The 17,635-nt window shown below is 68.9% G+C and carries 17 protein-coding genes and 1 pseudogene; 11 read left to right on the top strand and 7 right to left on the bottom strand.

Features of this window, described 5'->3' with window-relative positions; genetic code table 11:
• Nucleotides 1–66 precede the first annotated feature (66 nt).
• Entirely contained in the window at nt 67–1,299 is a 1,233-nt protein-coding gene (locus tag SB786_RS23565; RefSeq protein ID WP_410729596.1) for a citrate/2-methylcitrate synthase, read from the top strand.
• Here the strand turns inward: SB786_RS23565 and SB786_RS23560 are convergent.
• Nucleotides 1,272–1,595: a DUF2917 domain-containing protein gene (locus SB786_RS23560; protein ID WP_410729595.1), complete on the bottom strand. Its 324-nt coding sequence runs from the start codon at nt 1,593–1,595 to the stop codon at nt 1,272–1,274. The two genes, SB786_RS23565 and SB786_RS23560, sit on opposite strands and share 28 nt — an antisense overlap.
• 223 nt (nt 1,596–1,818) lie before the next feature.
• On the opposite strand from SB786_RS23560, the gene mdtD reads away from it, so the two are divergent.
• A complete protein-coding gene (gene mdtD, locus SB786_RS23555) occupies nt 1,819–3,255 on the top strand; it encodes a multidrug transporter subunit MdtD (protein WP_410729594.1) in 1,437 nt (478 codons plus the stop codon).
• A gap of 187 nt (nt 3,256–3,442) precedes the next feature.
• Nucleotides 3,443–4,717, top strand: coding sequence for an EAL domain-containing protein (locus SB786_RS23550; protein WP_006760955.1), 1,275 nt, complete (start codon nt 3,443–3,445; stop codon nt 4,715–4,717).
• Nucleotides 4,718–4,732: 15 nt separating this feature from the next.
• Here SB786_RS23550 and SB786_RS23545 read toward each other — a convergent pair whose 3' ends face one another.
• Together SB786_RS23545 and SB786_RS23540 are read right to left on the bottom strand one after the other, a co-directional pair.
• Nucleotides 4,733–5,347: a class I SAM-dependent methyltransferase gene (locus tag SB786_RS23545; RefSeq protein WP_410729593.1), complete on the bottom strand. Its 615-nt coding sequence runs from the start codon at nt 5,345–5,347 to the stop codon at nt 4,733–4,735.
• Between the two features lie 286 nt (nt 5,348–5,633).
• Nucleotides 5,634–6,158 (bottom strand): DUF962 domain-containing protein, encoded by a 525-nt coding sequence (locus SB786_RS23540; protein ID WP_410729592.1) that lies wholly within the window; start codon nt 6,156–6,158, stop codon nt 5,634–5,636.
• 81 nt (nt 6,159–6,239) lie between these two features.
• Between SB786_RS23540 and SB786_RS23535 the strand changes: the two genes are divergently transcribed.
• The gene (locus tag SB786_RS23535) at nt 6,240–6,947 is read left to right on the top strand and encodes a Crp/Fnr family transcriptional regulator (protein ID WP_410729591.1); all 708 of its coding nucleotides are present in this window, start codon (nt 6,240–6,242) and stop codon (nt 6,945–6,947) included.
• An 87-nt stretch (nt 6,948–7,034) separates the two neighbouring features.
• On the top strand, nt 7,035–8,246 hold the full coding sequence (gene chrA / locus SB786_RS23530) for a chromate efflux transporter (RefSeq protein ID WP_410729590.1): 1,212 nt from the start codon (nt 7,035–7,037) through the stop codon (nt 8,244–8,246).
• Nucleotides 8,247–8,356: 110 nt separating this feature from the next.
• On the opposite strand, the gene sodB is transcribed toward chrA, so the two are convergent.
• A complete protein-coding gene (gene sodB / locus SB786_RS23525; protein ID WP_044848579.1) occupies nt 8,357–8,935 on the bottom strand; it encodes a superoxide dismutase [Fe] in 579 nt (192 codons plus the stop codon).
• Between the two features lie 250 nt (nt 8,936–9,185).
• Nucleotides 9,186–10,568, bottom strand: a complete 1,383-nt coding sequence (gene xseA, locus SB786_RS23520; protein ID WP_410729589.1) for an exodeoxyribonuclease VII large subunit — start codon at nt 10,566–10,568, stop codon at nt 9,186–9,188.
• 450 nt (nt 10,569–11,018) lie between these two features.
• Here xseA and lpxK point away from each other — a divergent pair, with 450 nt between their 5' ends.
• The 5 genes and pseudogenes from lpxK to SB786_RS23495 form a co-directional block, all read left to right on the top strand.
• Complete coding sequence (lpxK, locus tag SB786_RS23515) at nt 11,019–12,047, top strand: tetraacyldisaccharide 4'-kinase (RefSeq protein WP_410729588.1); 1,029 nt, start codon at nt 11,019–11,021, stop codon at nt 12,045–12,047.
• Complete coding sequence (locus tag SB786_RS23510; protein WP_006750935.1) at nt 12,028–12,231, top strand: Trm112 family protein; 204 nt, start codon at nt 12,028–12,030, stop codon at nt 12,229–12,231. Before lpxK ends, SB786_RS23510 begins: the two co-directional genes overlap by 20 nt.
• Nucleotides 12,232–12,349: 118 nt before the next feature.
• Entirely contained in the window at nt 12,350–13,141 is a 792-nt protein-coding gene (kdsB, locus tag SB786_RS23505; protein ID WP_410729587.1) for a 3-deoxy-manno-octulosonate cytidylyltransferase, read from the top strand.
• 207 nt (nt 13,142–13,348) lie between these two features.
• Complete coding sequence (gene adk, locus SB786_RS23500; protein ID WP_006750937.1) at nt 13,349–14,011, top strand: adenylate kinase; 663 nt, start codon at nt 13,349–13,351, stop codon at nt 14,009–14,011.
• A 179-nt stretch (nt 14,012–14,190) separates the two neighbouring features.
• Nucleotides 14,191–14,301, top strand: a pseudogene (locus SB786_RS23495) (3-hydroxyacyl-CoA dehydrogenase); the annotation flags it as partial.
• 156 nt (nt 14,302–14,457) lie between these two features.
• On the opposite strand, the gene SB786_RS23490 reads toward SB786_RS23495, so the two are convergent.
• Both SB786_RS23490 and murJ read right to left on the bottom strand, forming a co-directional pair.
• Nucleotides 14,458–15,300, bottom strand: a complete 843-nt coding sequence (locus SB786_RS23490) for a SirB1 family protein (RefSeq protein ID WP_410729586.1) — start codon at nt 15,298–15,300, stop codon at nt 14,458–14,460.
• Between the two features lie 8 nt (nt 15,301–15,308).
• Nucleotides 15,309–16,859, bottom strand: coding sequence for a murein biosynthesis integral membrane protein MurJ (murJ, locus tag SB786_RS23485; RefSeq protein WP_410729585.1), 1,551 nt, complete (start codon nt 16,857–16,859; stop codon nt 15,309–15,311).
• A 304-nt stretch (nt 16,860–17,163) separates the two neighbouring features.
• Between murJ and rpsT the strand changes: the two genes are divergently transcribed.
• The gene (rpsT, locus tag SB786_RS23480) at nt 17,164–17,436 is read left to right on the top strand and encodes a 30S ribosomal protein S20 (protein WP_006762077.1); all 273 of its coding nucleotides are present in this window, start codon (nt 17,164–17,166) and stop codon (nt 17,434–17,436) included.
• The last annotated feature ends 199 nt before the right edge of the window (nt 17,437–17,635 follow it).

Genomic DNA, 17,635 nt, shown 5'->3' with positions numbered 1-17,635 from the left:
GAATCAATGCATAACGAATAGTTGTAGCCGGGCTGCGTTTCATGCGCCCCGACAGGAGCGATCCGCATGACGTCCCTCAGCGCGCCGGAAGCCGCCGGCATCCTCGGTGTCAGCGTGAGCACCCTTTATGCGTATGTGAGCCGCGGCCTGCTGCGCTCGCTGCCCGACGGCGCGAGCAAGCGCCGCCGCTACGACGCGGATGAGGTGCGCCTGCTCGCGCGCCGTCGCGCCGATGCAAAACGCGCGGGCGGCGTCGCCGAACGCTCGCTCGACTGGGGCGTGCCCGTGCTCGAATCGCGTATCACGCAGATCGCCGACGGCCGCCTGCACTACCGCGGCGCCGATGCAATCGCGCTCGCGAACGCCGCGACGCTCGAAGAAGCGGCCGCCCGGTTGTGGGATTGTCCGCTCACGCGGCTCGCCGCCGCATCGCCGGCGTCGGCCGGTTTCGACGCCGCGCAGTGGGACGACTGGGCTCGCCGCTGGGCGCACCTGGCGCCGCTCGAGCGCACGCTGGTGCTGCTCCCGGCCGCGGCCGCGTCGCTGCCGCGCCTGTGGGCGCAGGGGCGCGACGCGCAGTTCGACGCGGCAACGCTGCTGCTGCGCGTGACGGCGGCCGCGCTGGCGGGCAGCACGCCGAATGACGCGCCCGTGCATCGGCAGCTCGCCGCCGCGTGGCGCATCCGGCGGCGCGACGAAGCCGACCTGCTGCGCCGCGCGCTCGTGCTGTGCGCCGATCACGAGCTGAATCCGTCGACCTTTGCGGTGCGCTGCATCGCATCGACCGGCACCCACCTGTTCGGCGCGATCGCGGGCGGCCTCGCCGCGCTATCGGGCCCGCGCCACGGCGGCGAGACGTTCCGTGCGGGCGCCCTGCTCGACGAAGCGGCGCGTACCGCCGACCTCGACCGCTATCTCGCGCTGCGCGTCGCGCACGACGAACGCGCGGACGGCACACGCACGGTTCTGTCCGGCTTCGCGCACCCGCTCTATCCCGACGGCGATCCGCGTGCCCGCGCATTGCTCGACGCACTGCACGCGACGCTGCCCGACCGGGCGCCGCTCCAAGTGGCGCGTGCGCTCGTCGCGCGTGTGGAAGCGGCGACCGGCCTGCGCCCCGCGATCGATTTCGCACTGGCCGTGCTGGAGCGCACGCTTGCGCTGCCCGACGGCGCCGCGTTCACGCTGTTCGCGGCCGGCCGCACCGCGGGCTGGATCGCGCACGCGCTCGAACAGTATGCGGACGGCAAGCTGATCCGGCCTCGCGCGCGCTACGTCGGCAGCGATGCGACGGCCTGAGCGCGGCCGGCGCGCCATGCGGCGAACCGTCGCCACGCGCTCGGCGTGGCGTGCACGGCCGGCGCCGCCTGCGGGCCGAATGCGAACACCGCCCCGCCCGCCGCCGCGCTGATCCATACGCGCATGCCGGGCAACAGCGCCAGCGACTCGCCGGCGCGCAGCCAGTGATCGTCGGGGCGGCCCTCGACCGTCACCCACAGGTCGCCGTCCGCAACCTGCAGCGCGGTGCAATCGACGATCCGCCACCGCGCGGCCGGCTCGTTGCCGTCCATCTCGTAGAGTCGCAGTTCGCGCATGGGGCCTCCGGGTCGCGTGGGTTCGATGACGCCAGTATTCCGGACAGCGGCAACACAGGGACAGATACGCCTGCAGACACTTTCGGCTGAACTGTACCGGTCCGCCGACGGACGGGCGTCCGCCCGGTTGCGTGTCCTGACGGCTGGCCCTCCCGGCCCCCATTCTGCGTGTTCCGGCGGCTTTGCCTACAATGGCGGCTGTTTCACGCCCCGGTCCGCCCCCATGTTCCAACGCCCTCCCGCCGCCGCTCCCGGCGAAAAGAATCTCACCGTCATGCTGTGGCTCGTCGCGACGGGCTTCTTCATGCAGACGCTCGATGCGACGATCGTCAACACGGCGCTGCCGTCGATGGCCGTGAGTCTCGGCGAATCGCCGCTACGGATGCAGTCGGTCGTGATCGCGTACTCGCTGACGATGGCGGTGATGATTCCCGTTTCGGGCTGGCTCGCGGACACGTTCGGCACGCGGCGCGTGTTCTTCAGCGCGATCCTGGTGTTCTCGCTCGGCTCGCTGCTGTGCGCGAACGCGCATACGCTGCAGCAGCTCGTCGTGTTCCGCGTCGTGCAGGGGGTGGGCGGCGCGATGCTGCTGCCGGTCGGGCGGCTCGCCGTGCTGCGCACGTTCCCGGCCGAACGCTACCTGTCCGCACTGTCGTTCGTCGCGATTCCCGGGCTGATCGGTCCGCTGATCGGGCCGACGCTCGGCGGCTGGCTCGTGAAGATCGCGTCGTGGCACTGGATCTTCCTGATCAACGTGCCCGTCGGCGTCGCCGGCTGCATCGCGACCTTCTACTCGATGCCCGACTCGCGCAATCCGGCCGTCGGCCGCTTCGACCTGAAGGGCTATCTGCTGCTCACGATCGGGATGGTCGCGATCTCGCTGTCGCTCGACGGGCTCGCCGATCTCGGCATGCAGCACGCGGCCGTGCTCGTGCTGCTGATCCTGAGCCTCGCGTGCTTCGTCGCGTACGGACTGTACGCGGTGCGCGCGCCGCAGCCGATCTTCTCGCTCGAACTGTTCAAGATCCATACGTTCAGCGTCGGCCTGCTCGGCAACCTGTTCGCGCGGATCGGCAGCGGCGCGATGCCGTACCTGATCCCGCTGCTGCTGCAGGTGAGCCTCGGCTATTCGGCGTTCGAGGCGGGGCTGATGATGCTGCCGGTCGCGGCGGCGGGGATGTTCTCGAAGCGCATCGTCACGAATCTGATCACGCGGCACGGCTACCGCAAGGTCCTGCTCGCGAACACGATCATGGTCGGCGTGATGATGGCGAGCTTCGCGCTGATGCACGACACGGTGCCCGTATGGGTGAAGGTCGTGCACCTTGCGCTGTTCGGCGGCTTCAACTCGATGCAGTTCACCGCGATGAACACGCTGACGCTGAAGGATCTCGGCACCGGCGGCGCGAGCAGCGGCAACAGCCTGTTCTCGCTCGTGCAGATGCTGTCGATGAGCCTCGGCGTCACGGTCGCCGGTGCGCTGCTGGCAACCTTCACCGGGATGCTGCGCACGGTGACGCCGAGCAACACGCTGCCCGCGTTCCATGCGACCTTCATCTGCGTCGGGATCATCACGGCCGCGTCCGCGTGGATCTTCGCGCAGCTCGCCCCGGAAATCCGCGGCCGCGCGCAAAAGACCGACCCGTCCGAACGCGCGTGACGCGTAGCGTCCGGCGCGCGCCGCCGCGATCGCCACGACGGCGCGGCGCGCACCATGTCGGTGCGGCCATGCTGCACTGCGCGGCAGGCGGCGGCCGCGGCGGCCCGCCGCACGGGGCACGATGCCGTGCATACTTCTTGCTCACCTATTCTGTAGGTAAACTGGCAGTCTCCCTTCGGCCGACATCATGAGCATGATCGACATCGATCCCCCCGGCTTCCAGCCGCCCCGCCCCGTCGCCGGCGACGACGGAAAGCGGCGCACCGTGCTGTACGGCGCGTACACCGTGTTCAGCGTGTTCCAGCCGGTTTTCTCGGTGTCGCACCGCCGCGCGATCGGCTATCACGCGTCGCTGCGCGCGCACGACGAGGAAAGCCGCCAGGTCGCGTCGCACGAGGTGTTCACGCAGGCGGCGCGGCGCGGCGACCTGCTCGAGCTCGGCCGGCTCGCCGAATCGCTGCACCTCGGCAACTTCCACGCGTTCGACAGTCACGACGAATGGCTCTTCCTGAGCCTGCATCCGGCCGCGCTGATGGACACCGTCTACGGGGACGCGCTGCTCGCGAACCTGAAGGCGCTCGGCCTGCCGCCGCATCGCGTGGTGCTCGAGGTGCCCGAACAGGCGGGCGGCGAGACGCCGCGCTACGCGGCGATCGTCGACGGGTTGCGCAAGGCCGGCTTCCTGATTGCACTCGGCGGCTTCGGCGCGAAGCATTCGAACATCGACCGCGTGTGGCACCTGCACCCCGACATCGTCACGCTCGATCGCGGCATCCTCGCGCAGGCGAGCGAGCACTCGCATCTCGAACGCGTGCTGCCGGGGCTCGTGTCGCTGCTGCACGAATCCGGCCAGCTCGTGCTGATGGGCGGGCTCTCGACCGAGCGCGACGCGCTGATCGCGCTCGAATGCGACGTCGATTTCGTGCAGGGGCAGTATTTCGCGGGGCCGAGCGTCGATCCCGTCCAGCCGCAGGCCGCCGCCGGCTGCATGGACACGCTGTCGGCCGCATTGCGGCTGCGCGTCGCGCAACGCGAGCGCACGCAGGCCGAACGCCTCGCGCCGTATGTCGCCGCGCTGGAGGAAGCGAGCCAGAAGCTCGCCGCCGGCGAGCCGCTGATCGACGCCGCCGGCGCCGTGCTGGGGTTGCCGGAAACCGCGCGCTGCTTCCTGCTCGATGCATCGGGCCGCCAGATCGGCGACAACGTGCTCGCGCGCGGCAGCGTATCGCAGCGGGCGAAACGCTTCCGGCCGCTGCTGCATTCGGAAGGCGCGAGCTGGGAGCGCCGCCCCTACTTCAGCCACGCGATGCGCGCGCCGGGCCGCGTGCATCTGACGCCGCCGTACCTGTCGATCAACGAGGCGCACCTGTGCGTGACCGCATCGATCGCCGCGCCGGTCGCGACCGGCATGCAGGTGCTGTGCGTCGACATCAACTGGGAAGCGGCGCTCAACCGCGAATGAAGTTGGGCGCCGCGCTCATGCGGCGCCGCCGACGTCGCCGGCCCGGCGCGCGATCAGCCGGTGCACGCGCTTGGCCGACGATGCGCTGACGACTTCATGCTCGTCGATCACCTGCATGCCGGCGCCGAGTGCCGCACGCATGCGCGCCGAATCGAGCGGCGTGTACAAGCGGCCGCGCTCGTCGCGCAACGCACCGTTGCCGGCCACCCGCCAGCTCAGGTACAGCGTGCCGCCGGGCATCAGCAGCGCGGCGAGCCGTGCGGCCGCCGCGGCCGCATCGGCCTGTTCGAGATGCATCACGACCGTCTCGCACAGTACGTTCCGGAACGCGCCGGACGGCACGCCGGCGAGCGCCGGCAGCGTGGCCAGCTCGAACGTCAGCGACGGGTGCCGCAAGCGCGCCTGCGCGAGCAGCGCGGCGCTCGCGTCGTAGCCGCGCACGTCGAATCCTTGCGAAGCAAGCCAGGCGGTGTCGCGCCCCGCGCCGCAGCCGACATCGGCCGTCGGCCCCGGCGAGAAATACTGCTCGAGCAGCGCATACATGTCGTCGGGGGCGGCCTGGTCGAGCCAGTCCTGCGCGTATTGCGCGGCATGGGCTTCGTAGGCATCGAGCGTCGGGCGATCCACCATGGCGATTGCTCCGCGTACGCGTCTGATCGTGCGACGCATTCCGCATCTTAGCCGTTGCGTATCGCGCGTGGTATGGCGCGCGGTGCGTGGCCCAACGCCGCTCGCATGCCGCATCGCGCCGGTCGCCTCGGCCGTCAGTCGCCCCAGAGCGCGCCCGTTCGCCCGAATCGCGTCGCCGATTCGGGCGCGGCCGATGAGCGCCACCGGCGTACCGGCCGCCGCGAGCCGGCCGCCGAGATATCAGCCGCGATAACAGCCGAACACGCAGACGGGGGCAGCCGACGTGTCAGACATGCGAATGCGCGCCGCCGTGGACCGGCCCCGAGCGCCGCTCGACTTCGCGGCGCACGTCGCCGCGCAGGCCCGCGAAGAACGCGACTTCCGCGACGACGAACAGCGGCCCGACGATCAGGCCGACCAGATCGTCGACGAACGCGGGCTTGCGCCCTTCGAACCAGTGCCCGACGAACTGCACGATCCAGCCGACCACGAACGCACCGATGCCGATCCCGAGCCACTGCGCGGTAGGCAGCAACGCGAGCGTCTGCGCGGCCCACAGGCCGAGCGCGAACAGCCCGGTCATCACGACGCCGAAGCGCAGGTCGACGCGCAGGTAGAACATCACGGACGCCACGGCGAGCAACAGTGCAGGCGACAGCGCGATGCCGGCCGGCGTGCCGAGCGCCGGCCGCGACAGCAGCACCGCGACCGCGAACACGATCATCGGAATACCGACCAGGTGCGTCGCGATGTTGCGCGCGTCGCGATGGTAGGCCGCATACTGGGAAAGGTGGTCCTCGAGCGTCTTCATGGTGTCTCCCGAACGATCATTGGGCGCTATGATGCGCGTCACGCCCGTGAACCTCTGTCAGCTACCCGACATCGCGCGCCCATGCCCTCGTCGCTCGTCCCCTACCTGCCGCAGATCGAAGCGCACCCGTGGTTCGCCGCGCTGCCGCCCGCGTTGCGCGCCGACCTGCTCGCCCGCGCCGCGGTGCGGCGCCTGCCGGCCGGCCACGCGCTGTTCCACCGCGGCGACCCGCCATGCGGGCTGTATGCGGTGCTGGCCGGTTCCCTCACCATAGGCGCGGTGGATCCGCAGGGCAAGGAAGCGCTGCTGACGGTCGCCGAACCCGTCACGTGGTTCGGCGAGATCGCGCTGTTCGACGGCAAGCCGCGCGCCCACGATGCGATCGCGCTCGACGACACGCTGCTGCTGCACGTCCCGCAGGCCGCGCTGCTCGCGATTCTCGACACGACGCCCCAATACTGGCGGCAGTTCGGGTTGCTGATGGCGCAAAAGCTTCGGCTGAGCTTCCTGGCCGTCGAATCGATGAGCGTGATGCCGGCCGCGCAGCGGCTCGCCGCGCGGCTGCTGATGATCGCCGAAGGCTACCGCGGGATCAGCGCCGGCCGCACGCACATCCGGCTGTCGCAGGAAAAGCTTGCGGCGATGCTGTCGCTGACGCGGCAGACCACCAACCAGCTGCTGAAGGCGCTGCAAGCCGACGGCGTCGTGCGGCTGCACGTCGGCGAGATCGAACTCGTCGACGTCGACGCGCTGCGCCGCGCGAGCGGACTGCCCGGCAGCACGGACTGACACCGCCGCGCAAGCGCCGCAACATCGCATTCCCGCCGTCATGGCATTGCGCTATCGTGGCGGCTCGTCCCCCCTTCCCATCCGCGCTTGAACACGTCGACCGTCACCGCCCCGTCCCGCCACGCCTGGCCCGTGTTCGTCGCGTTCCTGCGGCTCGGCCTCACGTCGTTCGGCGGCCCCGTCGCGCATCTCGGCTACTTCCGCGATACGTTCGTCACGCGGCGCGGCTGGCTGACCGAGCGCGCCTATGCGGATCTTGTCGGGCTATGCCAGTTCCTGCCGGGGCCGGCGAGCAGCCAGGTCGGGATGGCGATCGGCCTCGCGCGCGCGGGCTATGCGGGGATGTTCGCCGCATGGCTCGGCTTCACGCTGCCGTCGGCGCTGCTGATGATGCTGTTCGCGCTCGGCGTGCATGCGACGGGCATGCCGGTCGCCGCCGGCGCGCTGCACGGGCTGCGCATCGTGTCGGTCGCGGTGATCGCGCAGGCGGTGTGGGGCATGGCGCGCACGCTGTGCCCGGATGCGCGCCGCGTCACGCTGATGGCGATCGCGGCGTCCATCGCGCTGCTCGTGCCGGCCGCGTGGCTGCAGGTTGCCGTGATCGGCGCGGCAGGTATCGCCGGTCTCGTGCTGTTGCCGCAGCCCGAGCGCGGCGCGCACGATCCGTTGCCGCTGCATGTGTCGCACCGCGCGGGCCTGCTGTGGCTCGCGCTGTTCGCCGCGCTGATCGTCGTGTTGCCGTTCGCGGCCCGCGCGTTCCATTCGAACACGCTCGCCGTCGTCGACGCGTTCTTCCGCACCGGTGCGCTGGTGTTCGGCGGCGGCCACGTGGTGCTGCCGCTGCTGCAGGCCGCCGTCGTCGCGCCGGGCTGGGTCGGCGATTCGGCGTTCCTGGCGGGCTACGGTGTCGCGCAGGCCGTGCCGGGGCCGCTCTTCACATTCTCGGCCTTCCTCGGTGCGTCGCTGCGCGACGCGCCGAATGGCTGGCTCGGCGGGACGATCGCACTCGTGTCGATCTTCGCGCCGTCGTTCCTGCTTGTGGCCGGCACCGCGCCGTTCTGGGAACGCCTGCGCCGCAGCACGCGCATGCAGGCCGCGCTGGCGGGCGTGAACGCGGCGGTCGTCGGGCTGCTGCTCGCCGCGCTCTATCACCCGGTATGGAGCGACACGATCGCGTCGCCAGGCGATTTCGCGGCCGCACTCGTCGCGTTCGTCGCACTCGTGTTCTGGCGCGTGCCGCCGTGGGCCGTCGTGATCGCAAGCGCGGCGCTCGGATGGTTGTCGGGGATGATTGCCTGAGCCGGCGAATGTCGGGTGTCGATTCACGTCCGACGAAAACAAAAAAGCCCTCGTTACGAGGGCTTTCTTTGGGGTGCCGCGTGCCGCATAGGCATGCGGAACACGGGGACTTACGCGAAGTTCTTCGCTGCGAAGTCCCAGTTCACGATGTTCCAGAACGCTTCGACGAACTTCGGACGTGCGTTGCGGTAGTCGATGTAGTACGCGTGTTCCCACACGTCGATCGTCAGCAGCGGCTTGTCGGCCGTCGTCAGCGGCGTTGCGGCGTTGCTCGTCGACACGATGTCGAGCGAACCGTCGGCCTTCTTCACGAGCCATGCCCAGCCCGAACCGAACGTGCCGACCGCTGCCTTCGTGAACGCTTCCTTGAACGCGTCGTACGAACCCCACTTCGCGTTGATCGCGTCGCCCAGCGCGCCCGACGGTGCGCCGCCGCCGTTCGGCGACAGGCTGTTCCAGAAGAACGTGTGGTTCCAGATTTGCGCGGCGTTGTTGAAGATGCCGCCCGACGACTTCTTCACGATCTCTTCCAGCGACAGGTTTTCGAATTCCGTGCCGGGGATCAGATTGTTCAGGTTCGTCACATAAGCCTGGTGATGCTTGCCGTAGTGGTACTCGATCGTCTCTTTCGAGATGGTCGGCGCGAGTGCGTCTTCAGCGTACGGGAGCGGCGGGAGCGTATGAGCCATGGCGATTCCTTCGTTGAGTATGTAGGGAGGCTGTGTTGGATGCTGCCGAGCGTCCGATTGTAGGCGAGTCCGAATATCCCCGCAAACTCACGGGCATTTATCCGCGGTATGCAGAAAATCGGCGTTGGCGCTTCATCCTGCAGGACGAGACGACGATGCGCAGCATCCGTTCCCGCGTTCCCGCGCGCGGCGCGAGCGGGAGATCCGGTACGCCGCGCGCGCGACCTTCGGTTCGCGTGCGCCGCCCCCGTCAGATCGAATCGGTCAGCCGCGGCTGCACGTCGGCAAGCGACACGTCGGCCGAGCCTTCGGCGAGATGCACGGTCAGGCGGCGCTGCGGCTTCAGCGCGCTCGGCGCGCGCACCGCGCGGCCGGTCTGCGCGTCGATCAGCGCCGCGTAGCCGCGCTCGAGCGTGCGCTGCGGGCTCAGCACCTCGAGCCGCGCCGCGCAGGCCGAGACCCGCGCGGTGTCGCGCTCGTGACGGCGCTGCAACGCCACGGTGAGACGCTGCGACAGCCCTGCGAGCACATGGCGCGCCTGCGTCTGATCGGGCCGCGCGCGCTGCCAGCGCAGTTGCGCGAGCGCGAAACGCGCACGCGCGTCGCGCACCGGCCGCGACGCCGCCGACGCGAGCCGCACCGCCAGTTGCTCGACGTGGGTGCGCTGCCGCCGCAGCCGTTCGGCCGGGCTGACGAGCCGGCGTGCGAGCCAGTCGAGCTGCTGCGCACGCTGCTCGAGCCCGCGTTCCAGGCAGCGCGCGAGCGCGCGCTGCCGCTCGGCGACCTCGCGCAACAGCAACGCGCGCTGCGGACTCGCAAGCTCGGCCGCGCCGGTCGGCGTCGGCGCGCGCAGGTCGGCCGCGAAGTCCGCGATCGTGAAATCGGTTTCGTGGCCGACGCCGCTGACGACCGGCAGTTCGCTCGCGGCGATCGCGCGCGCGAGCGCTTCATCGTTGAACGACCACAGATCCTCGATCGACCCGCCGCCGCGACAGACCAGCAGCACGTCGACCTCGCGCCGCGCGTTCGCGGCCTGCACGGCCGCGACGAGCTTCTCGGCCGAGCCCGCGCCCTGCACGGGCGCCGGATAGACGATCACCGGGATGTGCGGCGCGCGGCGCGCGAGCGTGGTCACCACGTCGCGCAGCGCGGCGGCCTGCAGCGACGTGACGATGCCGATCGCGCGCGGGTGCGCGGGCAGCGGCCGCTTGCGCTCGGGCGCGAACAGGCCTTCGGCCTCGAGCTGCGCTTTCAGCCGCAGGAACGCCTCGTACAGCCGCCCTTGCCCGGTGCGCCGCACGGCCTCGACATTGAGCTGCACTTCGCCGCGCGGCTCGTACATCGTGACGACCGCGCGCACCTCGATCCGGTCGCCTTCGCGCGGCGTGAATTCCGCATACTGCGCACGACCGCGAAACATCACGCAGCGCATCTGCGCCTGCTGGTCCTTGATCGAGAAATACCAGTGACCGCTCGCGGCGCGCGTGAAATTCGACACTTCGCCCGAAATCCACAGCAGCGGAAACGAGCGCTCGAGCATCGTCGAAATCGCGCGATTGAGCGCCGAAACGGGAATCACTTCGTCGCCACCGCGGGTGGCGCCGGGAACAGAAAAAGGAGAGTCGGAAAGCATGGGCGATCGAATGAGTGCTGGCGGCGACACGATAGTCCGACACGCGCCCGACGTCCAGCGCCGACCATGCGCGCCGCGCTGCGCGAAATGTGTCCACACTCTGGCAATCGTCCGCCAAAAACGCTGGAAAACCGCCGAAAAACCCAGACAATTGCTTACAACACCTTGATTTTTATATATTTTTAAAGCTTACGAATTAATTCTGGACCGATTCGATGTCCGCCCGGCGGGCGTTTGGCGCGGACAGGCGGGAAGTTCTTCACAGAGTTATCCACAGCCCGCCCCGATCCGGCCCCGTCGGTTGCGTCGCCCGGCCATGCTTGCCGCGCCCGCGTGCCACGCGCTAGAGTGCCGCCTTCCGAAGATCTTGCGGCATGCGCCGCGCAACGGAGAATCCGTCTTGACGAATCCGTCCCACGCCGCGGCGCACGACACGCCGCGCCCGGCCCGATGAGCGCGCCCGGCGGCCCGCTCGCGCGGCTCGAAGCGCGCCTCACACGCGAATGGCAGCGACGCGGCGCACTCGCGTGGGCGCTCACGCCGTTCGCGTGCGTGTTCGGCCTGTGCGCGGCGCTGCGCCGTACCGCTTACGCACAGGGCTGGAAGCAACCGGTCGACGTCGGCGTGCCCGTCGTCGTGGTCGGCAACGTGACCGTCGGCGGCACCGGCAAGACGCCGACCGTGATCGCGCTCGTCGATGCGCTGCGCGCGGCCGGGTTCACGCCGGGCGTCGTGTCGCGCGGCTACGGCGCGAACGTGAAGGCGCCCACCGCGGTCACGCCCGCATCGCGCGCGAGCGCGGCCGGCGACGAACCGCTGCTGATCGCGCGCCGCACCGATGCGCCCGTGTGGGTGTGTCCCAACCGCGTCGCGGCCGCCCAGGCGCTGCGCGCCGCGCGCCCGGAAGTCGACGTGATCGTCAGCGACGACGGTCTGCAGCACTATCGCCTCGCGCGCACGGTCGAACTCGTCGTGTTCGACCACCGGCTCGGCGGCAACGGCTTCCTGCTGCCAGCCGGCCCGCTGCGCGAACCGCTGTCGCGCCACCGCGACGCGACGCTCGTCAACGATCCGTACAGCGGCGCGCTGCCGCCGTGGCCCGACACCTATGCGCTCGCGCTGACGCCGGGCGCCGCGTGGCACCTCGACCAGCCGGCGCTGCGCCGCCCGCTGTCGCAGTTCGCGAACGAGCGCGTGCTCGCCGCGGCCGGCATCGGCGCGCCGGAACGCTTCTTCGCGACGCTGCGCGCGGCCGGCCTCGCGCCGGCGACGCGCGCGCTGCCCGACCATTACGCATTCGCCGACAATCCATTCGTCGACGACGCAGTCGACGCCATCCTGATCACCGAGAAGGATGCAGTAAAATTGGGCGCTTCCTGGCGCGACGCTCGGCTGTGGGTCGTCCCCGTCGAAGCCGCGCTCGATCCTCGCCTCATTGCCCTCGTTGTGGAGAAACTCCGTGGACGCTCGCCTGCTTGAAATCCTTGTGTGCCCTATCTGCAAAGGCCCGCTCCACTATGACCGCGCCGCGCAGGAGCTGATCTGCAATGCGGACAAGCTCGCCTACCCGATCCGCGACGGCATCCCCGTGATGCTCGTCGACGAAGCACGCCAGACCGTCGAAGGCACGCCGGTCGACCCCGCCGGCCCGGCCGGCAGCTGAACGCCGCACCGCTGCACCGGCGCGCGGCCGCGATTCGCCGCGGCCGCGTGCCGAACCCTGCCGGGCGGCCTGCTTTCGACGCGTCGCCCGCCCCAGCCCTTCTCACCGCCCAGCCCCGATGACTCATCAGCAGCCCTTCATCGCCGTCATTCCTGCCCGGCTCGCGTCGACGCGCCTGCCGAACAAGCCGCTCGCCGATCTCGGCGGCAAGCCGATGGTCGTGCGCGTCGCCGAGCGCGCGCGCGAAGCGGGCGCGCAGCAGGTGCTCGTCGCGTCCGACGCGCAGAGCGTGCTCGACGCGGCACGCGATCACGGTTTCGAAGCGGTGCTGACGCGCGCCGACCATCCGTCCGGCACCGACCGGCTCGCGGAAGTCGCCGCGACGTTCGGATGGAGCGACGACACCGTCGTCGTCAACGTGCAGGGCGACGAACCGCTGATCGACCCGGTGCTCGTGCGCGACGTAGCGTCGCACCTCGCCGCGCATCCGGACTGCGCGATCGCGACCGCCGCGCACCCGATCCACGACGCGGCCGACGTGTTCAACCCGAACATCGTGAAGGTCGCGCTCGACGCGCGCAACGTCGCGATGTACTTCTCGCGCGCGCCGATTCCGTGGAGCCGCGACGCCTATCAGCCGCACTGGCCCGACGTCGCGGCCATGCCGCCACCGGCCTTTCCGGTCCATCGCCACATCGGCCTCTACGCGTATCGCGCGCGCTTCCTGCGCACCTATCCGTCGCTTGCGCAGGCGCCGGTCGAGCAGGCGGAGCAGCTCGAACAGCTGCGCGCGATGTGGCACGGCGAGCGCATTGCCGTGCTGATTACCGAGCACGCGCCCGAAGCCGGCATCGACACGCCGGCCGATCTCGCACGCGTGCAGGCCCTTTTTCGTCCGGCTTCAAAATAACCCGTGGCATAATCAGGCGATTGTGCGAGCCGTCCGCGACCCGCGCGTTCTCGCTTGACCCGCCACGGCCCGTCCCGGCAGCCGCGCGTCGCTTTTAGCCGACGCGCCGCGTCAGACCGGTCCGCCGCGCGCCAGGCAAGCCCCGCGCACGCTGTCGCCGGCGCTTTTGCGTCTCGCCATACGAATCTACATTCTGGAGATATCACCATGCGTTTGATCCTGTTGGGCGCGCCCGGCGCGGGAAAGGGCACCCAGGCAAACTTCATCAAGGAAAAGTTCGGCATCCCGCAAATCTCGACGGGCGACATGCTGCGCGCGGCCGTCAAGGCCGGCTCGCCGCTCGGCGTCGAGGCGAAGGGCTACATGGACGCCGGCAAGCTCGTGCCGGACGCGCTGATCATCGGCCTCGTGAAGGAGCGCCTGAAGGACGCCGACTGCGCGAACGGCTATCTGTTCGACGGCTTCCCGCGCACGATCGCGCAGGCTGACGCAATGAAGGACGCCGGCGTCGCGATCGACTACGTGCTCGAAATCGACGTGCCGTTCTCGGAAATCGTCGAGCGCATGAGCGGCCGCCGCACGCACCCGGCATCGGGCCGCACGTACCACGTGAAGTTCAACCCGCCGAAGGTCGAGGGCAAGGACGACGTGACGGGCGAACCGCTGATCCAGCGCGACGACGACAAGGAAGAAACCGTCAAGAAGCGTCTCGAAGTGTACGAAGCGCAGACCAAGCCGCTGATCACGTACTACGGCGACTGGGCGCAGCGCGGCGAGGAAAACGGCCTGAAGGCCCCGCAGTATCGCAAGATCTCGGGCCTCGGCACCGTCGACGAAATCCGCGAGCGCGCGTTTGACGCACTGAAGTAAGCACCGCGTCGTGCCCCCGCAAGCCGCCCTTTCCGGGCGGTTTTTTTTCGTCTGCTTCATCCGCTTCGGCTGACCTCGATTCGCACGAGCGTGCCGGTCGCGCCGGCGCCCGGCGGCGCCCCGTACAATCGATCGAACGCAGGTGCCGACCGGCATCGGATCCAACCAAGGAGACAGTGATGGAGATTCGCGGCAACGTCTTTCTGATCACGGGCGGTGCATCCGGCCTCGGCGCCGGAACGGCCCGCATGCTCGCGCAGGCAGGCGGCAAGGTCGTGCTCGCCGACCTCAGATGCTCAACGGCGAAGTGATCCGCCTCGACGGCGCGATCCGGATGCAGCCGAAATAAGTGCAAACAACTGCAAACAAAAAACGCCCGCAATTGAAATGCGGGCGTTTCGTTGGAGGCTCCAGGCGCCGGACTCAGCCGGCGCCGCGCCAGCGGCTCAGTCCTCGTCGTCGCGCTGCATCCGCTGGCGCAATTCCGTCACCTGCGATTCGACGACGGTTGCGTCGTCCGCATCGGGCCGCTCGCCGAGATACTGCTCGAGATCCTCGAGCGCGGGGCGCAGGTAGTCGAGCCGCGCATACGCGAAACCGCGGTCGCGCACCTCGTCGAGCTGCTCCGGCAGCAGGATCACGAGCCGCTGCTGCACCGCGAGCAGCCGCTGCCAGCGTTCCGTCTGCAGATAGATCGTCTTCAGGTTGCGCAGCATCCGCGCGATGATCTCGCGGCTCGTGGCCGGCTGCAGCAACGCGCGCAACGCACTGTCGACCGCGCCCGCCGCACGCGCGACGTACGGCTCGAGCATCTCGACCATCTCGGCTTCGGACAGCGAATGGCCGTTGGTCGGATCGATGATCAGGTCGCCGTCCGGCAGCGTCACGCGCAGCAGGAAATGGCCGGGGAACGAGACGCCGCGCGCCGGCACGCCGATCTGCTCGGCGAGCTCGAGGTACAGCACCGACAGCGAGATCGGAATCCCGCGCCGCCGCTTCAGCACCGCGTTCAGGTGGCTGTTATCGGGGTCGTAGTAATCGTTGTGATTGCACGCGAAGCCGAGTTCGCGAAAGAAGAACTCGTTGAGCGCGGCGACGCGGTCCTTCAGGTTCGCATCGTCGGCGAGCCGGCGGCGCAGCCGCGCGGCCAGCATGTCGAGTTCGGCCAGCGTGCCCTGCAGGTCGAGGTCGGGATAGGCGTCCTGTGCGAGCGACAGCGCGGTCTCGGTGACGGGCAGGCTGTCGTCGTCCGCCACGAGCGTGCTGAAGTAGTCGAGGACGCGGGTCATTGCGGTCGTCACTTGGCGCGCCTTCTGAAGTAAGCGTATTTGAAGCCCATTACCCACAACATACCGAAATATAGTGCAGCGAACAGCACGAGGCACGCGGCCATCAGCGCGATGCGATCGAGCGGCTGCGCGCGCATGCCGGTCCAGTCGAAGCTGATCGCGCACCAATGCATCAGCCCCGCGAGCACGAGCGCCGCGCCGACGAGCTGCACGAAGAAGCGCGGCCAGCCCGGCGACGGCTGGTAGATGCCGCGCTTGCGCAGCCCGAGGAACAGCAGCAGCGAGTTCAGGCACGCGCCGACGCCGATGCTCAGCGTGAGGCCGGCATGACCGATCAGCGGCACGAACACGTAGTTCGACAGCTGCGTGACGATCAGCACGCCGATCGCGATCTTCACCGGCGTCTTGATGTCCTGCTTCGCATAGAAGCCCGGCGCGAGGATCTTGATCAGGATGATGCCGACGAGGCCGATCCCGTAGGTCGCGAGTGCGCGGGCGACCATCGTGACGGTATGTGCGTCGAACTTGCCGTAGTTGAACAGCGTCGCGGTGAGCGGCGTCGCGAAGAAGAACAGCGCGAGCGCGCTCGGCGCCGCGAGCAGGAACGTGACGCGCAGCCCCCAGTCGAGCAGCGACGAATACTCGTGTGTGTCGGCGTCGACGTGCGCCTTCGACAGGCTTGGCAGCAGGATCGTGCCGAGCGCGACGCCGAGCAGCGCCGTCGGGAACTCCATCAGGCGGTCGGCGTAGTTGATCCACGACACCGCGCCCTGCCCGAGCCGCGACGCGATGTTGGTGTTGATGATCAGCGACAGCTGCGCGACCGACACCGCGAACGTCGCGGGCACCATCTTCGCGAGCACGCGCTTCACGCCCCGGTGGCGCAGCGCACGCAGCGGGTTGATGCCGATCAGCGGCACCATGTCGATCTTCTTCAGCCCCGGCAGTTGCACGAGGAATTGCAGCACGCCGCCCACGATGACGGCCCACGCGAGCGCGTAGACCGGCACCTTGAGATGGGGCGCGACGAACACGGCCGCGGCGATGAACGCGACGTTGAGCAGCACCGGCGCGAACGCGGGCAGCGAGAAGCTCTTGTAGGTGTTGAGCACGCCGGACGCGAGCGTCGTCAGCGAGATGAACACGATGTACGGGAACATGATCCGCGTCATCGTGACCGCGAGCGGGAATGCCTGCCCGTCGGTATGCAGGCCGGAGGCGACCGCGAACACGACCCACGACGCGCCGGCGATCCCGAGGACCGACAGCACGGCGAGGGCCCACGCGAGGACGGTCGACATTGCGTCGACGAGCGCCTTGGTCGCATCGTGCCCCTGCTGGTTCTTGAACTCGGCCAGGATCGGCACGAACGCCTGCGAGAACGCGCCTTCGGCGGACAGGCGGCGCAGCAGGTTCGGAATACGGAAGGCGACGTAGAACGCGTCGGTGTATTGACTGGCGCCGAACGCACGGGCGATCAGCGTCTCGCGGGCCAGTCCGGTCACGCGCGACAGCAGCGTGAAGCCGCTGACCGTCAGCAGGGCTCGGAATAGATTCATGGGGCGCTTATTATACGGACGTTGCGTGTCCCGGCACGGACGGATGCCGAAAAGGACAGGCGGCGCCGGCGCCTCCGCCCGGCGGGCGTTACGTTGAACTTGCCACGCGCTTGATTTTGTTGCTATAATTGCCGGTTTCTGAGCCTGTTACATGCACGGCACCTGTCGTTTTCATGTCTCGGCCTCGGTTAAAATCACCGTTTTTAATGCGCCCCTGGGCAATCGTTCTCAGGGGACGGATCGAAAAGCAGCGCTTGGCCGTCAGGCTCCAAGCTCTGGAAACAGGACAGGATAAGGAACCGTCATGGCTAACTCCGCACAAGCACGCAAGCGCGCCCGCCAAGCCGCGAAGGCAAATTCGCACAACTCGGCGCTGCGCTCGAAATTCCGTACCTCGATCAAGTCGGTTCGCAAGGCTGTTGAAGCCGGCGACCAGGCAAAGGCTGCCGAGCTGTTCAAGGCTGCCGTGAAGACGATCGACACGATCGCCGACAAGAAGATCGTTCACAAGAACAAGGCCGCTCGCAGCAAGAGCCGCCTCGCCGCGGCCGTCAAGGGTCTGCAGGCAGCAGCGTAAATCCGGCGTGACCGGCAAGGGGCGCCCGCTTCGGCGGGCGTTCCTGTTTCCTGCGATCGCGAAAAAGCCCGCCTAGGCGGTAATGCCGTTCAGTTAAGCCACTGAACGGCATTTTTGTTTTGGGGAAGGAGTGGTTGTAAACGCTGCGCAGAGGTGTTAACTTCTGGCGCGATGCTTTCCAGCCACCTCACCTATCTGA

The organism is Burkholderia sp. SIMBA_062, from assembly GCF_046534765.1.
GTDB classification, from domain to species: domain Bacteria; phylum Pseudomonadota; class Gammaproteobacteria; order Burkholderiales; family Burkholderiaceae; genus Burkholderia; species Burkholderia ambifaria.
This window is presented reverse-complemented; position numbering and strand designations above follow the sequence as displayed.